General features: G+C 72.1%; 14 protein-coding genes. 8 read left to right on the forward strand and 6 right to left on the reverse strand.

Annotated elements, in window-relative coordinates:
- Positions 1-35: 35 nt before the first annotated feature.
- Complete coding sequence (locus tag ACFYYT_RS09170; protein WP_351816640.1) at positions 36-818, reverse strand: SDR family oxidoreductase; 783 nt, start codon at positions 816-818, stop codon at positions 36-38.
- 195 nt (positions 819-1,013) lie between these two features.
- On the opposite strand from ACFYYT_RS09170, the gene ACFYYT_RS09175 reads away from it, so the two are divergent.
- The gene (locus tag ACFYYT_RS09175) at positions 1,014-2,426 is read left to right on the forward strand and encodes an amino acid permease (RefSeq protein ID WP_351816637.1); all 1,413 of its coding nucleotides are present in this window, start codon (positions 1,014-1,016) and stop codon (positions 2,424-2,426) included.
- Positions 2,427-2,630: 204 nt separating this feature from the next.
- A complete protein-coding gene (locus ACFYYT_RS09180; RefSeq protein WP_351816634.1) occupies positions 2,631-3,287 on the forward strand; it encodes a superoxide dismutase in 657 nt (218 codons plus the stop codon).
- Between the two features lie 124 nt (positions 3,288-3,411).
- On the opposite strand, the gene ACFYYT_RS09185 is transcribed toward ACFYYT_RS09180, so the two are convergent.
- Positions 3,412-4,059, reverse strand: a complete 648-nt coding sequence (locus ACFYYT_RS09185; protein WP_351816631.1) for a DsbA family protein — start codon at positions 4,057-4,059, stop codon at positions 3,412-3,414.
- A 127-nt stretch (positions 4,060-4,186) separates the two neighbouring features.
- On the opposite strand from ACFYYT_RS09185, the gene pepN (ACFYYT_RS09190) reads away from it, so the two are divergent.
- Both pepN (ACFYYT_RS09190) and ACFYYT_RS09195 read left to right on the forward strand, forming a co-directional pair.
- A complete protein-coding gene (gene pepN / locus ACFYYT_RS09190; protein ID WP_351816628.1) occupies positions 4,187-6,733 on the forward strand; it encodes an aminopeptidase N in 2,547 nt (848 codons plus the stop codon).
- A 215-nt stretch (positions 6,734-6,948) separates the two neighbouring features.
- Positions 6,949-7,908 carry a hypothetical protein gene (locus ACFYYT_RS09195; RefSeq protein ID WP_351816626.1) on the forward strand — a complete coding sequence of 320 codons (960 nt, stop codon included), beginning with the start codon at positions 6,949-6,951 and terminating at the stop codon, positions 7,906-7,908.
- Here the strand turns inward: ACFYYT_RS09195 and ACFYYT_RS09200 are convergent.
- The gene (locus tag ACFYYT_RS09200; RefSeq protein ID WP_351816623.1) at positions 7,884-8,783 is read right to left on the reverse strand and encodes a pyridoxamine 5'-phosphate oxidase family protein; all 900 of its coding nucleotides are present in this window, start codon (positions 8,781-8,783) and stop codon (positions 7,884-7,886) included. The two genes, ACFYYT_RS09195 and ACFYYT_RS09200, sit on opposite strands and share 25 nt — an antisense overlap.
- A gap of 23 nt (positions 8,784-8,806) precedes the next feature.
- Positions 8,807-9,265 carry a VOC family protein gene (locus ACFYYT_RS09205; RefSeq protein ID WP_351816620.1) on the reverse strand — a complete coding sequence of 153 codons (459 nt, stop codon included), beginning with the start codon at positions 9,263-9,265 and terminating at the stop codon, positions 8,807-8,809.
- A gap of 149 nt (positions 9,266-9,414) precedes the next feature.
- Here ACFYYT_RS09205 and ACFYYT_RS09210 point away from each other — a divergent pair, with 149 nt between their 5' ends.
- Both ACFYYT_RS09210 and ACFYYT_RS09215 read left to right on the forward strand, forming a co-directional pair.
- Positions 9,415-9,981 carry a CGNR zinc finger domain-containing protein gene (locus tag ACFYYT_RS09210; RefSeq protein ID WP_351816793.1) on the forward strand — a complete coding sequence of 189 codons (567 nt, stop codon included), beginning with the start codon at positions 9,415-9,417 and terminating at the stop codon, positions 9,979-9,981.
- Positions 9,982-10,255: 274 nt separating this feature from the next.
- A complete protein-coding gene (locus ACFYYT_RS09215; RefSeq protein WP_351816618.1) occupies positions 10,256-13,591 on the forward strand; it encodes a S8 family serine peptidase in 3,336 nt (1,111 codons plus the stop codon).
- 116 nt (positions 13,592-13,707) lie between these two features.
- On the opposite strand, the gene ACFYYT_RS09220 is transcribed toward ACFYYT_RS09215, so the two are convergent.
- Complete coding sequence (locus ACFYYT_RS09220; RefSeq protein ID WP_351816615.1) at positions 13,708-15,216, reverse strand: M28 family metallopeptidase; 1,509 nt, start codon at positions 15,214-15,216, stop codon at positions 13,708-13,710.
- A gap of 260 nt (positions 15,217-15,476) precedes the next feature.
- Between ACFYYT_RS09220 and ACFYYT_RS09225 the strand changes: the two genes are divergently transcribed.
- Both ACFYYT_RS09225 and pepN (ACFYYT_RS09230) read left to right on the forward strand, forming a co-directional pair.
- The gene (locus tag ACFYYT_RS09225; RefSeq protein ID WP_351816612.1) at positions 15,477-16,508 is read left to right on the forward strand and encodes an aspartate-semialdehyde dehydrogenase; all 1,032 of its coding nucleotides are present in this window, start codon (positions 15,477-15,479) and stop codon (positions 16,506-16,508) included.
- Positions 16,509-16,669: 161 nt separating this feature from the next.
- Positions 16,670-19,246: an aminopeptidase N gene (pepN, locus tag ACFYYT_RS09230; protein WP_351816609.1), complete on the forward strand. Its 2,577-nt coding sequence runs from the start codon at positions 16,670-16,672 to the stop codon at positions 19,244-19,246.
- A gap of 243 nt (positions 19,247-19,489) precedes the next feature.
- Here pepN (ACFYYT_RS09230) and ACFYYT_RS09235 read toward each other — a convergent pair whose 3' ends face one another.
- Entirely contained in the window at positions 19,490-20,395 is a 906-nt protein-coding gene (locus tag ACFYYT_RS09235; RefSeq protein WP_351816606.1) for a LysR family transcriptional regulator, read from the reverse strand.
- Positions 20,396-20,402 lie beyond the last annotated feature (7 nt).

Here is a 20,402-nt window from a genome sequence, read left to right on the forward strand (position 1 = left end):
GACCCCCGTGCCGTGGCACGGGGGTCCTCGCCGTGTCAGGTGCGCAGGTAGGAGGCCCCGTTGACGTCGAGGACGGTGCCGGAGCTCCAGACCGCCCCCGGGGAGGCCAGGTAGAGCACGGCGGAGGCGATCTCCGCCGGGTCCGCGACCCGGCCGAAGGGGCTCTGCGCGCGGATCGCCCCGCCCTCGGGTCCCTCCAGGCGGCCTGCGACCCGTTCGGTGGCGACGAATCCGGGGGCGACGGAGGCCACGGCGATGCCGTGGGGGGCGAGGGAGACGGCGAGGGACTGGCCGAGCGCGTGGAGCGCGGCCTTGGTGGCGCCGTAGGCGGGGTGGTCGGGTTCGCCCCGGAACGCGCCGCGGGAGCCGACGTTGACGATGCGGCCCTCGCGGCCCGCGTCGATCATGCGGCGGGCCACGCAGTGGCTGAGGTTGGCGGCGCCGAAGAGGTTCACGTCGGCGGTGCGCCGCCAGGCCCGCTGCCAGTCCTCGTACGAGGTGTCCGCCAGGGGGTGGGCGACCATCACGGCGGCGTTGTTGACGAGGACGTCCACCCCGCCCAGCGCCTCGTCGGCCGCGGCGGCCAGTTCCGCGGTGCGGACCGGGTCCGCGAGGTCCGCGGCGATCAGGGTGTGGCCCTCCCCCGCCAGCGCGGCGAGGGTCTCCTCGGCGTCGGCCCCGCGGGTGGAGCAGTGCACGGCGACCCGGTCCCCCTGCCGGGCGAACGCGGCCGCGACGGCGCGGCCGATGCCCCGGGAGGCGCCGGTGACGAGGACGCCCCGGCCGGTGCTGCGCAGTGCTGTCACGGTCCGGTCCATGGTGGGGCCCCTCTCGGCGCGGCGTCGGGCGCGGTCGGCCCGGGCGTGCGGCGAGCGTACGGACGTGATCACCATCCGTGAACCCCCTGTCCGGATATCGGACAGAAAACGTCCGGTGAGCGGACGCTCGGCACACTGGGGACCCCGCACCAGCGGGCCCCGCACCACCCCCGCACACCGGACAGGCACACCCCCATGAGCCACAGCAGCACCCTCGCGCCCCCCGAACCGCCGCAGGCCCCCGCCGGCTCCCCGCTCGGCAACGGCCTCAAGCAGCGCCACCTCTCGATGATCGCCCTCGGCGGGGTCATCGGCGCGGGCCTCTTCGTGGGCTCGGGCGCCGGGATCGCGGCGGCGGGGCCCTCGATCGTGCTCGCGTACGCCGCCTCCGGGCTGCTGGTGATGTTCGTGATGCGGATGCTCGGCGAGATGTCCGCCGCCAACCCCGCCTCGGGCTCCTTCTCGGTGCACGCCGACCGGGCGATCGGCCCGTGGGCCGGTTTCACGGCGGGCTGGATGTTCTGGACGCTGCTGTGCGTGGGCGTGGCCATCGAGGCGATCGGCGCGGCGCACATCATGACGGGCTGGTTCCCGGGCACGCCCTCGTGGATGTGGGTGCTGGCCTTCATGGCGCTCTTCTGCGGCAGCAACCTGGGCGCCGTCTCCCGCTTCGGCGAGTTCGAGTTCTGGTTCGCCGCCCTGAAGATTGGCGCCATCGCCCTCTTCCTGGGCCTGGGCACGCTCGCCGTCCTGGGCCTGCTGCCCGGCACCTCCTCCCCCGGCGCCGCGAACCTCGTCCACGACGGGGGCTTCCTGCCCAACGGCGTCGACGGCCTGCTGGTCGGCCTGCTCGCCTCGGTCGTCGCGTACGGCGGGCTGGAGACGGTGACCATCGCGGCCGCCGAGTCGGACGACCCGGTCAAGGGCGTCGCCCGGGCCGTGAAGACCACCATGTGGCGGATCGCGATCGTCTACGTCGGCTCGATGCTGGTCATCGTGACCCTGCTGCCGTGGAACGACCCGGCGGTCACCGGCGAGGGCCCGTACGCCGCCACCCTGGACCACCTGGGCATCCCGGCCGCCGGCGAGATCATGAACGTGGTCATCCTGATCGCCCTGCTCTCCGCGATGAACGCCAACATCTACGGCTCCTCCCGCATGGCCCACTCCCTCGTCGCCCGGGGCCAGGGCCCCAAGGTGCTGGGCAAGGCCGCCGGCGGCGTGCCGCGCCGGGCGGTGCTGGCCTCCTGCGGCTTCGGGTTCGTCACCGTGCTGCTCTCGTACTGGTACCCGGACACCCTGTTCGCCTGGCTGCTGAACATGGTCGGCGGGGTCATCCTCATCGTCTGGGGCTTCATCGCGGTCTCCCAGTTCGTGCTGCGCCGGCGGCTGGAGCGCGAGGCGCCCGAGAAGCTGGTCGTGAAGATGTGGGGCTTCCCGTACCTGACCTGGGTGGCACTGGCCGGTGTCGCCGGGGTACTGGTCCTGATGGCCCTCGGCGAGGACACCCGGGTGCAGGTGCTGTTCACCGGCGGGCTGACCGTGACCCTGGCCGTGACCGGGTACGTCATGCAGCGCCGGGCGGCCGCCCGCGAGGTCGCTCCCTAGGGGTGTCCGTCCGGTGCCACACCCCCACCGGACGGCCTGTCGGAGGCCGGGTCCGCGCGAGCGCGCGGGCCCGGCCTCCGGCGTTTTCGGGGTCCGCCACAAGAGAGGTGACCCTTACTCGTGAGCCGGAATAGATACTGCTAGCGTGCAGTTGCGCATTAATTGCAATAAGCGATTGGCACGCCGAGGGGACCGGATACACGCATGGCCATCTACACGCTTCCTGAGCTTCCTTACGACTACGCGGCGCTGGAGCCGGTGATCAACCCGCAGATCATCGAGCTGCACCACGACAAGCACCACGCGGCCTACGTCGCGGGCGCCAACACCACGCTGGAGCAGCTGGAGGAGGCGCGCGACAAGGAGAACTGGGGCGCCCTCAACGGCCTGGAGAAGAACCTCGCGTTCCACCTCTCCGGCCACATCCTGCACAGCATCTACTGGCACAACATGGCCAGCCCGAAGACCGGCGAGGGCGGCGGCGAGCCGACCGCGGCCGACGGCCTGGGCGACCTCGCGGACGCCATCACCGAGTCCTTCGGTTCGTTCCAGAAGTTCCGCAAGCAGCTGACCTTCGCGTCCTCCGCGACGCAGGGCTCCGGCTGGGGCGTGCTCGCGTACGAGCCCATCAGCGGCCGTCTGATCGTCGAGCAGATCTACGACCACCAGGGCAACGTCGGCCAGGCCTCCGTGCCGGTCCTCGTCTTCGACGCCTGGGAGCACGCCTTCTACCTTCAGTACAAGAACCAGAAGGTGGACTTCATCGAGGCCATGTGGAACGTCGTCAACTGGCAGAACGTCGCCCGGCGCTACGCCGACGCCAAGGCCAACACCCCGCTGCTGATCCCCGCCAAGGGCTGACCGCAGCCGCAGAGCCGCCCGCCTCGTGATCGTCTTCTCAGCCTTCGCGTGCGGGCGTTCCCAACGGAAGACCCCCGTGAGGACGTGACTCACGGGGGTCTTCCGCATGCCGTGCGGTGCCGGACTACTCGAAGGACGGACCCTGGGTACGGGTCCGCTTGAGCTCGAAGAAGCCCGGGGTGGAGGCGACGAGCAGGGTGCCGTCCCACAGCCGGGCGGCGGCCTCGCCGCGCGGGGCCGGGGTGACGACCGGGCCGAAGAAGGCCACCTGCTCGCCGTCGGCGCCGGGCACGGAGATCACCGGGGTGCCGACCTCCTGGCCGACGCGCTCGATGCCGTCGTTGTGGGAGGCGCGCAGCTCGGCGTCGAAGGTGTCGGAGGTCCCGAACCTGGCGAGCTCCGCCGGCAGGCCGACCTCGGCCAGCGCCTCGGCGATCACCTCGGGGGTGTTGCCGCGGCCCTCGTTGTGGATGCGGGTGCCCAGCGCGGTGTACAGCTTGCCGGTGACCTCCTTGCCGAACTTCTGCTCGGCGGCGGTCACGACGCGCACGGGGATCCAGGCCTGGGGGCCGAGCATCTCGCGGTAGGCCTCGGGCAGCTCGTCGAGCTTGTTCTCGTTGAGCACGCCCAGGCTCATCACGTGCCAGCGCACCTCGATGTCGCGGAGCTTCTCCACCTCCAGCACCCAGCGGGAGGTCATCCAGGCCCAGGGGCACAGGGGGTCGAACCAGAAGTCGACGGGGGTCTTCTCGCGCACCTGCGTGTCGGCCATGTCTCTCCTCATGTCAGCCAAGGCGTTGCTCTTCAGCCATCCCCCTGGGCAACCGGGCCCGGCCCGGGCGCATTCCCCCGTGGGAGGATTCGAACCGAAGAACGCGATCACGCACGAAGGAGTGCACGTGCCCGGTGAGAACCTGTCCCGCGACGAGGCCCGCGAACGGGCGGAGCTGCTGTCCGTCGACGGATACGAGGTGGCCCTCGATCTGAGGTCCGCGGTGGACGAGGCCGAACCGGCCGAGGGCCCCCGGACCTTCCGTTCGGTGACCACCATCCGCTTCCGGGCCACGACGCCGGGCGCTTCCTCCTTCGCGGACCTGATCGCCCCCTCCGTGAACTCCGTCACCCTCAACGGCCGCGCCCTCGACCCGGCCACCGCCTTCGACGGGGCCCGGATCGCCCTGGACGGGCTCGCCGCCGAGAACGTCCTCGTCGTGGACGCGAACTGCGCGTACAGCCGGACCGGCGAGGGCATGCACCGCTTCGTGGACCCGGAGGACGGCGAGGTCTACCTCTACACCCAGTACGAGCCGGCGGACGCCCGGCGGGTGTACGCGAACTTCGAGCAGCCCGACCTGAAGGCCCCCTACCGCTTCGAGGTCACCGCGCCCGAGGACTGGCGGGTGTGGAGCAACGGCGTGGAGGAGTCCGCCGAGGGGCCCACCCGGCGCTTCGCCGAGACCGCGCCCATCTCCACGTACATCACCTGCGTGGTCGCGGGGCCCTACCACTACGTGACGGACACCTACACCCGCGGGGACCTGACGATCCCGCTCGGTGCCATGTGCCGCAAGGGGCTGGCGAAGTACTTCGACGCGGACGACGTCTTCCTGGTCACCAAGCAGGGCTTCGACCTCTTCCACGAGATCTTCGACTTCCCGTACCCCTTCGGGAAGTACGACCAGGCCTTCGTGCCGGAGTACAACCTGGGCGCGATGGAGAACCCGGGGATGGTGACCTTCCGCGAGGAGTACATCTTCCGCGGGAAGGTCACGCAGGCCTCCTACGAGCGGCGCGCGAACGTCATCCTGCATGAGATGGCGCACATGTGGTTCGGCGACCTGGTCACCATGAAGTGGTGGGACGACCTGTGGCTGAAGGAGTCCTTCGCGGACTTCATGGGCTCCTTCGGACTCGTCGAGGCCACCCGCTTCGACCAGGCGTGGGTCACCTTCGCCAACAGCCGCAAGGCCTGGGCCTACCGGGCCGACCAGCTGCCCTCCACCCACCCGGTCACGGCCGACATCCGTGACCTGGAGGACGCCAAGCTGAACTTCGACGGCATCACGTACGCCAAGGGCGCCGCGGTCCTCAAGCAGCTGGTGGCCTACGTGGGGCGGGAGGCGTTCCTGGAGGGAGCGCGGCGCTACTTCAAGGCCCACGCGTACGGGAACACCACGCTCGACGACCTGCTGTCGGTGCTCGCGGAGGTCTCCGGGCGGGACATGGCCCAGTGGTCGCGGGCCTGGCTCCAGACGGCCGGCGTGAACGCCCTGACGCCGGTGCTCACCACCGACGCCGACGGCCGCATCACCGAGCTGGCCGTCCTCCAGGAGGGCGACGAGCTCCGCCCGCACCGGATCGCGGTGGGCCTGTACCGGGTCGAGGCGGGCGAGCTGGTGCGCTACGCGCGGGCCGAGGCCGACGTGGCCGGGGCACGCACGGCGGTCGCGGAGCTCGCCGGGCAGGACCGGCCCGACCTGGTGCTGGTCAACGACGACGACCTCACCTACTGCAAGGTCCGCTTCGACGAGGCCTCACTGGCGACCCTGCGCGGCCACCTGGGCGGGATCACGGACCCGCTGGCCCGCGCGCTGTGCTGGTCGGCGCTGTGGAACCTGACGCGGGACGGGCTGATGCCGGCCCGGGACTTCCTGTCGCTGTTCCTCACGCACGCGGGCCGCGAGAGCGACGTCGGCGTGCTCCAGATGCTGCACGGACAGGCGCTGAGCGCGGTCACCCACTACTCGGCGCCCGGGCGGCGCGAGGGCGCCGGCCGGGAGCTGGCGGCGGGCGCGCTGCACGAGCTGCGGCTGGCCGAGCCGGGCTCGGAGCACCAGCTGACCTGGGCCCGCTTCTTCGCGGCGAGCGCGGCGACCGAGGGCGACTTCCAGCTGCTGCTGGGCCTGCTGGACGGGACGGCGCGGATCGACGGGCTCGACGTCGACCAGGAGCTGCGCTGGGACTTCCTGCTGCCGCTGGCGGCGCACGGGGCGGTGGACGAGGCCGTCCTCGGCGCGGAACTCGCGCGCGACGACACCGCCTCGGGCAAGCGGCACCAGGTGCGGTGCCTGGCGGCGCGGCCGTCGGCGGCGGTCAAGGACCAGGCGTGGGCGGTGGTGGTCGAGTCGGACGCGCTGTCGAACGCGCTGGTCGAGGCCACCATCGACGGGATGCAGCAGCCCTCGCGGCGCGACCTGCTCGCCCCGTACGCCGGACGCTACTTCGAGGTGCTGGAGCGGGTCTGGGAGCAGCGGTCGATCCAGATCGGCATCCATGTGGTGAAGGGGCTGTACCCGATGCTCCAGGACGGCGAGGACACGGTCGCGGCGACCGACGCCTGGCTGACCGGGCACCCGGCCGCGGCGCCCGCGCTGCGGCGGCTGGTCCTGGAGTCGCGCGACGACCTGGCCCGCGCCCTGCGCGCCCAGGCGCGCGACGCGGTCTGACCCGGTCCTGACACGGGCGGGGGCCGGAGTTCTCCGGCCCCCGCCCGTGCGCGTCGGGGCCCGGGAGGCGGAGTGCGGGGCGGGCGGGGGGCAGGCGGGAGGCGGGCGCTCCATCGGCAGTCGAACGCCCGTACTTTAGCCCTGTCTTGTCCGGATTTGTCGACGAACGTGTAACAGGCGTTAGCAAGGCCATGGCCTGAGGGAATCACCGCGTCATGAACCAGAACGCACCCCTCCCCCTCACCCACCTCACCGCCAGCCGCCCCCGCGTGCTGAGCCTGGCCCAGCTCCGCGAGCACGGCGTGAGCGCCGCCGAGGCCGCCGGCCGGCCCTGGCAGCAGGTGCTGCCGGGGGTGTTCCTGCTCCACTCCGGCCCCGCGACGAGCGAGGAGCGGCTGCACGCCGCCCTGCTGTACGCGGGCCGGCGCGGCGGCGAGGTCATGATCACCGGCCTGGCGGCGCTCGCGCTCTACCGGTTCTCCGCCGCCCCGGCCCTGCTCGGCCTCCCGCACATCGACGTCCTCGTGCCGCACACCCGGCGCCTGCGCTCCACCGGCGACGTCCGGATCGTCCGCGCCCACACCCCGCCCCGCCCCGTGGAGGTGACGGGCCTGCCCGTGGCCCCGGTGGCGCGGGCCGTCGCCGACGCCGTAGCCGGGCTCTCCGACGCGGGCACCGTACGCCGCCTGCTGAGCGAGGCCGTCCGGGCCGGACACTGCGAACCGGCCGCCGTCGTACGGGAGCTGACCGTGGCCCGGCTGCTGAACCGGCCGCACGTGGTGGACGCCGTGGAATCCCTCCTCGCCGAGGGGCGGGCCATCGCGGAGGACCGGCTGTACCAGCTCGTACGGGGCTACGAACTCCCCGAGCCCGTCTGGAACGTGGACCTGCGCCTGCCCGGCGGCCCGCACCTGGGCGGGGTCGACGCCTACTGGCCCGAGCAGGCCGTGGCCATCGAGATCGACACCCGGGCCCCCCGCCAGGGGGAGGACGAGGACTTCGCCGAGGCGGTCCGCAAGCGGGAGACCCTGGAGCGCCTCGGGGTGACCGTCCTGCACCTGACCCCGCGCAAGCTGCGCGACTGGCCCGAGCAGCAGGCCGCGGTCGTCCGGACCGCCCTGACGGCGTCGGCCGACCTGGAGCCCGCCGCCTACCTGGTCGTGCTCCCCCGGTGAACCGGCGGGTTGGCCGGGGAGTACTCCGGGGCGCTCCAGCGCAACCGCCCCGGATGCAGGCTCTCCACCACCGCCTCCACCGTGAACCGCACCCGCCGCTCCCCGCCGTCCCCGAACTCGGTCCGGGCCCGTCCGCCGATCTGGAGCAGGCCGCCGCCCTCCCAGTCGGGGAAGAGCAGCCCGGCCCGCCCGTCGAGGGCCAGATTGCCCAGGGTCAGGAACATGGCGTTGCCCGCGTAGTCAGGCCACACCAACTCGGTGGCGGAGACCACCTCCACGAAGCCCGGCATGCCGCCCCGGTGGCTGGCCTCCACCCCGTGCTCCCCGGCGGTGGTGGCGATGAAGAACGTGTCGGCGGCGCGGACGGCCGACGCCGCGCCGGCGGTGAGCGACGTCCCGTGCCACAGCACCCCGGGCCCTTCGGCCACCAGCTCCACCGGCCCGCGCTTCTGGAGGTACTTCGGGCAGTTGGAGAACACCCGCTCGGCCTCCACCGCGAACCCGCCGGGCGTCACGGCCAGCCCGCCGTCCAGCCGCATCCGGCGCCGGGTGCGCGGGTCGAGGGCGATGGTCCCCACCCGGGTCCCGGCGGTGGCCAGCGCCCCGGCCAGCGGATCCCCCGCCGGAAGGCCGCCCGTGACGGTGATCCGGCCGGGCCCGTCCGCCCGTACGAAGCCGGGCGGCCCGGTGAGCAGCGAGGCCCACACGCGGCCGTCCCCGTCCGCGGCGCCGACGACGAGGTGGGGCTGCTGGGCGAGGAAGTCCGCCGCGACCCCTCGGATGTCACTGCCGATCGAGCGGCCCACGTGCTCGGCGGGCCCCCGTACGCCCACCCGTTCCTGGACGGCGATCGATCCCCGGTGGTAGCGCTCCATGACCACTCCCGCTCTCTGATCTCCTAGAAGAACCCGCAGGTCGGCGCCGACTCCGTCGGAACGGGGGCCCCCTTGGCCCCGGTGGGCACGGAGATCTCCAGGCGGGTGCCGTCCGGGTCGTGGAAGAAGATCCCGCCCGAGACGGCGCCCTCGCCGTGGGCCACGATCCCCTCGTGGGCGAAGTCGACGCCCAGCCCCCGCAGCCGCTGCTCGTACGCCTCGACCTCCTCGATGGCCCCGGCGGTGAAGGCGAGGTGGTGCAGTCCGGCCGCGCCCGGGTCGAACCGGTCCCCGGCCTGCTCCCAGAGGGTCAGGACCAGCTCGCCGTCCTGCCCGAGGAAGGCGTGCCGGCTGCCCTTCGCCTCGCCCTCGCCGAGCAGCTCGAAGCCGAGGGTCTGGCGGTAGAAGGCCAGCGACCGGTCCAGGTCGGTGACGTTCAGGCCGACGTGTCCGGTGCGGAGCGTGCTGATGGCGGTGGTCATGGAGGGTCCCTTCCCCGAGAGGTCCGAGCCGCCGCGGCCCGGTTTCTAACCTTCTAATTCGAGATTAGGGGTTAGGGGGGCGCTCGTCAACCGGTCACGTACTCTTGAGGGGTTAGCGACGCGAGGAGGCGGACATGACGGAGGCGGACATGACGGAACGGACGCCGGACCCGCGTCCGCTGACCGGGGAGCCGGTCTGCCTCGACCTGCTGAACACCCGCTGGAACGAGGACGGCCAACCGGCCGACCTCTTCGCCGGCGCCCACGGGCTGACCCGGCTGGAAGGGCTCGCCGTCTGGCTGGAGAGCGCGGGCCTGGCCGGCCGCTTCCGCGCCGACGCCGCGACCCTCGTCCACCTGCTGACCGCGCGCGAGTCCCTGGCCCGCGCCGTCGCCGACCCCGCCGACGAGGGCGCCCGCGCCCTGATCGACGCCGTACTGGACCACGGCCGGATCCGGGCCACCCTCACCGCCGAAGGCCCGGGCGAGCGCGCCGAGTTCGCGGACCCCGCCTGGGGGCCGGCCTGGACGGCCGCCCGCGACTACCTGGACCTGCTGACCGGGACCCCCGGCCGGATCCGCAAGTGCGCCTCGGAGAGCTGCGTCCTGCACTTCCACGACACCTCGCGCAACGGGACCCGGCGCTGGTGCTCCATGGCCGCCTGCGGCAACCGCGCCAAGGCCTCGCGCCACTACGCGCGCACGCGCGAGCGCTGAACGGTCGGAATCTGTCACACCGGACACGAGACGGACGTCCCGGATGACTTCGCCGTGAGGCTGCAAAATCGATAAATCAACTCGCACATGCAGGCGAGTCGCCCCGGCTTGCCCGGGCATGTCCGCGCTGGCGGCTGGTCCACAGTGGCGAGAGTCCGCCATGTCAGGTCTCGGTCAATGACAACCCTCCCCAAACAGCTGTCACTTGCGCAAAGCTGACCGGTCATCCGGCACCGAAATCCGGACCGTATCTTTCACTTAGCCAGGGATGCTGATGACCCTCGACTCGCCCAGCTCCACCACCGGGCCCATACCCGGCGCGCGGCGCGCGGCCCGCGTCGCCGCGGCCGCGGGCCTGGTGGCCGCCCTCTGCGCCACCGGCGCCGTACCCGCCTTCGCGGCTGCGGCCCCCGACGCGCCGGGCACCCACCCGGCCGTCAAGTCCGCCGACCAGAAGCTGGGTTCGGCCGACGCCGAACTCCTCCAGGAGGCCAAGGCCAAGGGTGACGCCACCGTCACCGTCATGGTCGCCACCGCCCCCGGCCAGACCAAGCAGGTCGCGGACCAGCTCGACGCGGTCCAGGGCGCCTCGGTGGGCCAGACGTACGACAAGCTCGGCTACGTCCGCGCGACCCTGCCGACCGACAAGGCCGAGGCCGCGCTGAAGGCGGCCGGGAAGCTCGACTCCGTCCACGGCATGGACCTGCGGCACGAGATCCAGCTCCCGGACCCGCGTCCCGACGCGGGCAAGGACTCCGGCGCGGCCAAGAAGACCGCCGCCGAGACCTACCCGGGCCCGGGCAAGGACACGCCGGCGAAGAACCCGTACAACCCGTCCTTCGAGACCGGCGCGGTGGACTTCGTCCAGAAGAACCCGCAGGCCGACGGCCGCGGCGTGACCATCGGCATCCTGGACTCGGGCGTCGACGTCGCGCACCCGGCCCTGCAGAAGACCACCACCGGCGAGCGCAAGATCGTCGACTGGGTCACCGCGACCGACCCGATCCTGGACAACGACGCCACCTGGCGCCCCCAGGTCACCCCCGTCACCTCCACCGGCGGCGCCTTCAGCGCGGGCGGCCAGAGCTGGAAGGCCCCCGAGGGCTCCTACCAGTGGAGCCGTTTCAGCGAGTCGATCACCGCCACCGGTGACATGAAGGGCGACGTCAACCGCGACGGCGACACCACCGACAAGTTCGGCATGCTGTACGACCCGGTGGCCGGCACCGTCCGCGTCGACACCGACCAGGACGGCGACTTCACCAACAACGAGCCGATGAAGCCGTACAAGGACGGCTACCAGGTCGGCTACTTCGGCACGGACAACCCGGCGACCGACGTCGTCGAGCGCATCCCGTTCGTGATCCAGATCCGCAAGGACGTCCCCATGGACCCCTTCGGCGGGGACTGGGTGGGCAAGAAGGCCGACTTCGTCAACATCGGCATCATCGAGTCGGAGCACGGCACGCACGTCGCCGGCATCACGGCCGCGAACAGCCTCTTCGGCGGCAAGATGAACGGCGAGGCGCCCGGCGCCAAGATCGTCTCCTCGCGCGCCTGCTCCTGGTCCGGCGGCTGCACCAACATCGCGCTGACCGAGGGCATGATCGACCTCGTCGTCAACCGCGGCGTGGACATCGTCAACATGTCCATCGGCGGTCTCCCGGCGCTGAACGACGGCAACAACGCCCGTTCGGAGCTGTACAAGAACCTCATCGACACCTACGGGGTCCAGCTCGTCATCTCGGCGGGCAACGAGGGTCCGGGCGTCAACACCATCGGTGACCCCGGCCTCGCCGACAAGGTCATCTCCGTGGGTGCGGCGGTCTCCAAGGAGACCTGGGCCTCCAACTACGGCTCCGGCGTGACCAAGCAGTACAACATGTTCCCCTTCTCCTCGCGCGGTCCGCGTGAGGACGGCGGGTTCACGCCGACCATCACCGCCCCCGGCGCGGCGATCAACACCACCCAGACCTGGCTGCCCGGCAGCCCGGTCAAGGAGGCGGGCTACGCCCTGCCGGCCGGCTACTCGATGCTCCAGGGCACCTCGATGTCCTCGCCGCAGGCGACGGGCGCCAGCGCCCTGCTGATCTCGGCCGCCAAGCAGCAGAAGCTCGCGCTCACCCCGGCGAGCCTGCGCGTGGCGCTGACCAGCACCGCGAAGAAGATCAACGATGTCCCGGCGCACGCACAGGGTGCCGGTCTCATCAACGTCGTCGACGCGTGGGAGTCCATCCAGCGCGGCGCGAAGGCCGAAGAGTTCACCGTCAAGGCCCCGGTCGACACCGCGCTCGACCAGTTCCTGAAGACCCCGGGCTTCGGCACCGGCCTGTACGACCGCGAGGGCGGCCTGAAGGTCGGCCAGAAGAAGGTCTACGACGTCGTCGTCACCCGCACCACGGGCGTGAAGTACGGCACCCGGCACAACCTGAGCTGGCGCAACAACGACGGCACCTTCAAGGTCGTCGGCGGCTACGACTACGTCACCCTGCCGCTGAACAAGCCCGTCACCATCAAGGTCGAGGCCAACGTCAAGTCGGCCGGCGTGCACAGCGGCATCCTCCAGCTCGACGACCCGTCCACCGAGGGCATCGACAAGCAGGTGCTGGCCACGGTCATCGCCTCCGCCCCTCTGGCGAAGCCGTCGTTCACGCTGTCGGACACCTCGTCCGTGCAGCGCAACAGCCACAAGTCCTACTTCGTGACCGTCCCGCAGGGTGCCAAGACCCTTGAGGTCGCCCTCGGCGGTCTGAACCCGGGCAGCCAGACCCGCTTCATCTCGATCCACCCGTACGGCACGGGCGTCGAGGACAGCGCGACCACCCAGTGCTACCCGAACTACGACAACCCGGCGAACGCCTGCCGCCCCGACCTGCGCTCGTACGCCGACCCGCAGCCGGGCGTCTGGGAGATCGAGGTCGAGTCGCGCCGTACGTCGCCGCTGCTCGACAACCCGTTCAAGCTGGACGTCGCGGTCCTCGGCGCCGGTTTCGACCCGGCCGTCAAGGTCCTCCCCGAGGTCAAGCAGGGCACCCCGGCGCCGGTCCAGTGGACCGTCAAGAACGACGCCGCGGCCATCTCCGGCGGCACGCTCCAGGGCGGCCCGCTCGGCTCCGCCAAGGTCGCCAAGCCGACCATCGCGGCCGGTGAGACCCAGACCACCGAGGTCACCGTCGGCGAGGGCGTCTCCCGCCTCGACGTCGCCATCGGCAAGCCCTCCGACACCGCGGCGGACCTCGACCTCGAGGTCTACAAGGACGGCGTCAAGGTCGGCAGCTCCGCCGACGGCGACTCCGAGGAGGCCGTGACCCTGAACAAGCCCGCCGCCGGTACCTACACCATCAAGGTGATCGGCTACGCGATCCCGTCCGGGTCCACCACGTACGACTACCGCGACGTGTACTTCTCGGCCGCCCTGGGCTCCGTCCAGGTCGACGAGAACGCCAAGGTGAACCTCGCCAACGGCGCCTCGGCGAACGTCTCGGCGAACGTCCTGGTCTCCAGCGCGGCCCCCGAGGGCCGTCAGTTCTTCGGCCAGGTCCAGCTGCTCAACGCCCGCGGCACCGCCGCCGGTCTCGGCAGCGTCCAGATCGAGAAGGTCCTCCCGTAACTCCCTCGGCTCCCTCGGGGGCATGAGAGCGTGACGGCATGACGGAGGGGCGGGCGCCCGCATCGGGCGCCCGCCCCTTCGCCGTCCCCCCGGCCCCCCCTCGGGCCGTCTCCGGTTCACCTGCCGATCGAGCTCAGGTCCTGCGCGTAGGTGCCCACCGCGTGGGCGATGACGTCCAGGTTGGTGTCGAAGGCCTTCAGGTCGAGGTTCTTCAGGGTGTCGCCCGCCCCGTGGTAGTTCGGGTCGTACGGGGCCCCGGCCGTGCCCCCGTAGCGCTTGGCCTGCTCGGCGGTCTTGATGCCCTCGGCGCCGGTGAAGGTGCCGCCCGCCGGGATGCCGTTCGCGATGAACGGGCCGTAGTCGGAGCGGCCGTCGAAGTCGCTGCCCTCATGCGGCTTGTGCTTCTTGTCGAGGAAGCCGTTGATCAGCGCCTCGATCTGCGCCGAGCCGGCCGGGCCCGCGCCCTCGCCGGACTTGTCCGAGTCGTCGCCGTCGTAGACGAACTGGACCGGGTTCGGCGAGGCGATCATGTCGAAGTTCAGGTAGAGCGCGATGTCCTTCTTCTGCTGCTCGGACAGCTGCGCGACGTAGTGCTCGGAGCCCAGCAGGCCCAGCTCCTCCGCCGACCACCAGGCGAAGCGGACCTTGTTCGCGATCCCTGTGCCCTTCTTGTTCGCGCCCTCGTCCGCCAGCTTGAGGGCCACCTCCAGCAGACCGGCCGAGCCCGAACCGTTGTCGTTGATGCCCGGGCCCTCGGGGACCGAGTCCAGGTGGGAGCCGAGGGCCACCACCCGGTCGGCACGGCCGCCCTTCGTCTGCGCGATCACATTGCGGGTGGTCTTCTTCACGTGCTCCTGGTCCAGGTCCAGGCGCACCTTCACCTCGCCCTTCGCGGCGGCGGCGGCCAGCGCCTCGCCGTCGGCCAGGGTGATGCCCGCGCTCGGGATGACCCCCTCGGCCGGGGAGGAGAACCCGCCGCGGACCGGGGTGGTGCCGCTGTGGTTGTAGACGATCACGCCGACCGCCCCCGCCGCGGCGGCGGCCCGCTGCTTCTCCACGAAGGTGCAGGAGCCCCGCTTGACCAGGGCGATCTTGCCGGTGAAGGTGCCGCTCGCGTAGTCGTCGGCCGTGCAGCCGGGCGTCTCGTCGACCCGGGCGAGGGCGAGCGGGGCGGCGAGGCCGCCCTGCGGGGTCGAGGCGGTGAAGGTGAAGGCGGCGGTGGCCAGCTCGCGCGGCGCGCCGTCGACACCCGCGAGGACGGTGGTCCGCTCCGTCTTCGTGTGCGCCTCGTAGATGTCGAAGTCCTGGTACGAGACGTCGTACCCGGCCTTCACCAGGGTGTCGTGGACGTAGGCGGCCGAGGCGGCGTGGCCCGGGCTGCCCGCGGCGCGGTTGCCGCCGTTGGCGTCGGCGATCTGCTGGAACTTCGCCAGGTGGCGGTAGGCCCCGCGGGCGCTGACCTCCTCGGTCAGTTCCGCGGCCAGCCTGGCCCCGGCGCGCCCGGCGCGGTCGTTGCCGTGGGCCGACGCCGGGGCGGCGGCGATCAGGACGGGCGCGGCGACGGCGACGGCCGCGAGGGCGGCGAGGGCCGGTATCGACCGGCGGCGGTGGCGGATGTCCCGCACGGTGTTCTCCCCGAGGTGAGCGGTTCGGTCTCTGGTACGCCGCGTCCGGATAGCGGGCACGACAGAACGGACGCTAACGGGCCGTGAGCTGCCAAAACGGCAGTTCGGGGGCCCCGCAACACGCCCGTCACGGACTCGTCACGCGGGTTCACACCGGGGACACCGTCCGTACCTCGGACAATGGATTGGACAAGCCTCGTGGGGTCGAACGCATGATGGCCCCACGCGCGCACGCGCCCACGTACCAATGAGGAGTCACCGTGAGGGTCGGAATCGTCGGAGCCACCGGACAGGTCGGCGGAGTCATGCGCGGCATCCTGGCCGAGCGCAAGTTCCCGGTGGACGAGCTGCGGCTGTTCGCCTCGGCCCGCTCGGCGGGCACGACGGTGGAGTGGGAGGGCCGCGAGATCACCATCGAGGACGCCTCCGCCGCCGACTACACCGGCCTGGACATCGTGCTCTTCTCCGCGGGCGGCGCCACCTCCAAGGCCCTCGCCGAGAAGGTCGCCTCCCAGGGCGCCGTCGTGATCGACAACTCCTCCGCCTGGCGCAAGGACCCCGAGGTCCCGCTGGTCGTCTCCGAGGTCAACCCGCACGCGATCAAGAACCGCCCCAAGGGCATCATCGCGAACCCGAACTGCACCACCATGGCCGCGATGCCGGTGCTGCGCCCGCTGCACGACGAGGCCGGTCTGACCGCGCTGATCGCCACCACCTACCAGGCCGTCTCCGGCTCCGGCCTGGCCGGCGTCGCCGAGCTCGACGGCCAGGTCAAGGCCGTCGCCGAGGGTGCCACCGGGCTGGTCCACGACGGCGCGGCCGTCGACTTCCCCGAGCCGGGCGTCTACAAGCGCCCCATCGCCTTCAACGTGCTCCCGCTCGCGGGCTCCATCGTCGACGACGGCTCCTTCGAGACCGACGAGGAGCAGAAGCTCCGCAACGAGTCCCGCAAGATCCTGGAGCTCCCGGAGCTCAAGGTCTCCGGCACCTGCGTGCGCGTCCCCGTCTTCTCGGGCCACTCGCTCCAGGTGAACGCCCGCTTCGCGCGTCCGCTGAGCGTCGAGCGCGCCTACGAGCTGCTGGCGGACGCCCCCGGCGTCGAGCTCTCCGAGATCCCGACCCCGCTCCAGGCCGCCGGCCGCGACGCCTCGTACGTGGGCCGCATCCGGGTGGACGAGACCGCCGAGAACGGCCTCGCGCTCTTCCTGTCCAACGACAACCTGCGCAAGGGCGCGGCGCTGAACGCCGTGCAGATCGCGGAGCTCGTGGCCGAGGAACTGCGCCAGGGCTGATCCCGCACGCACGCGTCCCCGGGGGGCGGTACCGCAGGCCGCGGTGCCGCCCCCCGGGCGTTTTGGGGGCGGGCGTGTTCGCCCGTGGATGAGGCCGGCGCGGGGACGCCGCCCCCGTGGAAGGATGGCCGGGCAACGTCACCATCGAAGGAGATGACCGCGTGCCTGGCACGAATCTCACCCGTGAAGAGGCTCAGCAGCGGGCGAAGCTGCTCACTGTCGACTCGTACGAGGTCGAACTGGATCTCAGCGGTGCGCAGGAGGGCGGCACGTTCCCGTCCGTCACCACCGTGCGCTTCCAGTCGGCCGAGGCCGGCGCCGAGACCTTCATCGACCTGGTCGCGCCGGCCGTCCACGAGGTGGTCCTGAACGGCAAGGCGCTGGACGTCGCCGCCGTCTTCCGCGACTCCCGCATCGCGCTGGCGCACCTCGCCGCCGGGGCCAACGAGCTCCGCGTCGTCGCGGACTGCGCGTACACCAACAGCGGTGAGGGCCTGCACCGCTTCGTCGACCCGGTCGACCAGCAGGCCTACCTGTACACCCAGTTCGAGGTGCCGGACGCGCGGCGGGTCTTCGCCAGCTTCGAGCAGCCCGACCTGAAGGCGACGTTCCGGTTCACCGTGACGGCCCCCGAGGGCTGGACGGTCATCTCGAACTCTCCCACGCCGGAGCCGAAGGACCGGGTGTGGGCCTTCGAGCCGACCCCGCGGATCTCCTCGTACATCACCGCGCTGATCGTCGGCCCGTACCACGCCGTCCACAGCTCGTACGAGGGCAAGGACGGCCAGTCCGTCCCGCTCGGCATCTACTGCCGCCCCTCGCTCGCCGAGTTCCTGGACGCGGACGCGATCTTCGACGTGACCCGGCAGGGCTTCGACTGGTTCCAGGAGAAGTTCGCGTACGACTACCCGTTCGCGAAGTACGACCAGCTCTTCGTGCCGGAGTTCAACGCGGGCGCGATGGAGAACGCGGGCGCGGTCACCATCCGCGACCAGTACGTCTTCCGTTCCAAGGTGACGGACGCGGCGTACGAGGTGCGCGCGGAGACGATCCTCCACGAGCTGGCGCACATGTGGTTCGGCGACCTGGTCACCATGGAGTGGTGGAACGACCTGTGGCTGAACGAGTCGTTCGCGACGTACACCTCCATCGCCTGCCAGGCGTACGCGGAGGGCTCGAAGTGGCCGCACGCGTGGACCACGTTCGCCAACTCCATGAAGACCTGGGCGTACCGGCAGGACCAGCTGCCCTCCACGCACCCGATCATGGCGGACATCCGTGACCTGGACGACGTCCTGGTCAACTTCGACGGGATCACGTACGCCAAGGGCGCCTCGGTGCTCAAGCAGCTCGTCGCGTACGTGGGCCAGGAGTCCTTCTTCAAGGGCGTGCAGGCCTACTTCAAGGCCCACGCGTTCGGCAACACCCGCCTGTCGGACCTGCTGGGCGCGCTGGAGGAGACCTCCGGCCGCGACCTGACCGCCTGGTCGAAGGCGTGGCTGGAGACGGCCGGCATCAACGTCCTGCGCCCGGAGATCGAGCACGCCGAGGACGGCACCATCGCCTCCTTCGCGGTCCGCCAGGAGGCCCCGGCCCTGCCGGCGGGCGCCAAGGGCGAGCCGGTGCTGCGTCCGCACCGCATCGCGATCGGCCTCTACGAACTCGTCGACGGCAAGCTGGTCCGCACGGACCGGATCGAGCTGGACATCGACGGTGAGCTGACGGCGGTGCCGGAGCTGACCGGCCGGACCCGTCCGGCGGTCGTGCTCCTCAACGACGACGACCTGTCGTACGCGAAGGTCCGCCTGGACGAGGTCTCGCTGGCCAACGTCACCGCGCACCTGGGCGACTTCACGGAGTCCCTGCCGCGCGCGCTGTGCTGGGCCTCCGCCTGGGACATGACGCGGGACGGCGAGCTGGCCACCCGCGACTACCTGGCGCTGGTCCTCTCGGGCATCGGCAAGGAGTCCGACATCGGGGTCGTGCAGTCCCTCCAGCGGCAGGCGAAGCTGGCCGTGGACCTGTACGCGGACCCGGCGTGGCGGGAGCAGGGCCTGGCGACCTGGACGGAGGCCACGCTGGAGCACCTGCGGACGGCCGCACCGGGCAGCGACCACCAGCTGGCGTGGGCGCGGGCCTTCGCGGCGACCGCCCGCACCGAGGAGCAGCTGCGCCACCTGGCGGCGCTGCTGGACGGCTCGGAGACGGTCGAGGGCCTGGTCGTGGACACGGAGCTGCGGTGGGCGTTCCTGGAGCGCCTGGTGGCGACCGGTGCGGCGGGTGAGCCGGCGATCGCGGCGGAGCTGGAGCGGGACGCGACGGCGGCCGGCGAGCGGCACGCGGCGACCGCGCGGGCCGCGCGCCCGACGGCCGAGGCCAAGGCCGAGACGTGGGCGTCGGTGATCGAGTCGGCTGACCTGCCGAACGCGGTGCAGGAGGCCGTCATCGGCGGTTTCGTCCAGATCGACCAGCGGGAGCTGCTCGCGCCGTACGCGCAGAAGTACTTCGCGGTGGTCAAGGAGATCTGGGAGACGCGGAGCCACGAGATCGCGCAGCAGATCGCGGTGGGGCTGTACCCGTCGCTCCAGGTCTCGCAGGAGACGCTGGACGCGACGGACGCGTGGCTGGCCTCGGCGGAGCCGAACGCCGGCCTGCGGCGTCTGGTCTCGGAGTCCCGGGCCGGCGTCGAGCGCGCCCTGAAGGCCCAGGCCGCCGACGCCGCCGCCGCCCGCGCCTGACCCCACCCGGCCCCGCCCACCCCACCGAGGGCCGGCGGGGCCCCGCGCCCGCGCCTCAAGTGCCACCGGCACTTGAGGCGCGGGCGCGGCGGGATCTTCCAGCCCCGCCGGCGTTTGAGGCGCGGGCGCGGAGCGCCGTGTAGTCAGTGAGCCGCGCCGGCGTCCGAGGCGGGAACGGTGGAAGGGCGGGTAGGGGACGGCCCCGCGCAGCGGCACCGCACCCGCACCCGCGGGCGGCCCGCGTCAGGCGGGGCCCGGCCCGGCGACGGAGCGCAGGGCGCCCAGCACGCGCGAGAGCGCCGGCGCGGCCTCCGACCCCCGGCGCAACGCGGCCGTCACGTGCCGCGTGGGCCGGTCGTACGGAAGGGCCCGCACCGCGACCCCCTCCGCCCGCCCCGACACCATGCGCGGCACCAGCGCGACCCCCATCCCCGCCTCCACCATCGCCAGGATCGCGGTCCAGCCGGACGCCGAATGCGCCTGCTCCGGAACGAACCCCGCCGCCTCGCACGCGCTGCGGGTGATCTCCGACCAGGGCCCGCTGCCCCCGTAGATCCACCGCTCCCCGGCCAGGTCGGCCAGGCGTACGGCCCGCGCCCCCGCCAGCGGATGGCCCGGCGGCAGGGCCACGTCCAGCGGGTCCTCCAGCAGGGTGACCCGGGTGAAGCGGGGGTCACCGGCGACCGGGGCGTGCGCGGCCAGCGACAGCGCGAGGTCGACGACCCCGGCGGAGAGCAGCTCGTAGGACTCGGCGGCCTCCGTCTCCCGGACCCGGACCTCGATGCCGGGGTGGCTGCCGCGCAGGGCGGCGACGGCGGGGACGACGAGCACGGGCACGGCGGTGGAGAAGGCCCCGATCCGCACCTCCCCCGCCTCCCCTGCCAGGTACCCGGTGAGTTCGGCGTCGGCCCGCTCCAGCTGCGCGAAGACGGATTCGGCGTGCCGCAGGACGAGGTGGGCGGCGTCGGTCAGCCGGACCCGGCGCCCCTGCGCCTCCAGCAGCTGGACCCCCAGCTGCCGGGCGAGGTTGGTCAGTTGCTGCGAAACGGCCGAGGGCGTCATGTGCAGCGCCTCGGCCGTGGCGGTCACCGTGCCCCGGTGGGCCAGGGTCCGCAGGATCCGCAGCTTCTTGATGTCCCAGTCGATCACGCCGTCG

This window comes from Streptomyces sp. NPDC002032, assembly GCF_042890765.1.
In the GTDB taxonomy this organism is placed as follows: Bacteria; Actinomycetota; Actinomycetes; order Streptomycetales; family Streptomycetaceae; genus Streptomyces.

Coding starts and splice junctions, on each gene's coding strand:
- ACFYYT_RS09170 (WP_351816640.1), bottom strand. CDS start 818: ATGGACCGGACCGTGACAGCACTGCGCAGCACCGGCCGGGGCGTCCTC.
- ACFYYT_RS09175 (WP_351816637.1), top strand. CDS start 1,014: ATGAGCCACAGCAGCACCCTCGCGCCCCCCGAACCGCCGCAGGCCCCC.
- ACFYYT_RS09180 (WP_351816634.1), top strand. CDS start 2,631: ATGGCCATCTACACGCTTCCTGAGCTTCCTTACGACTACGCGGCGCTG.
- ACFYYT_RS09185 (WP_351816631.1), bottom strand. CDS start 4,059: ATGGCCGACACGCAGGTGCGCGAGAAGACCCCCGTCGACTTCTGGTTC.
- ACFYYT_RS09195 (WP_351816626.1), top strand. CDS start 6,949: ATGAACCAGAACGCACCCCTCCCCCTCACCCACCTCACCGCCAGCCGC.
- ACFYYT_RS09200 (WP_351816623.1), bottom strand. CDS start 8,783: ATGGAGCGCTACCACCGGGGATCGATCGCCGTCCAGGAACGGGTGGGC.
- ACFYYT_RS09205 (WP_351816620.1), bottom strand. CDS start 9,265: ATGACCACCGCCATCAGCACGCTCCGCACCGGACACGTCGGCCTGAAC.
- ACFYYT_RS09210 (WP_351816793.1), top strand. CDS start 9,415: ATGACGGAACGGACGCCGGACCCGCGTCCGCTGACCGGGGAGCCGGTC.
- ACFYYT_RS09215 (WP_351816618.1), top strand. CDS start 10,256: ATGACCCTCGACTCGCCCAGCTCCACCACCGGGCCCATACCCGGCGCG.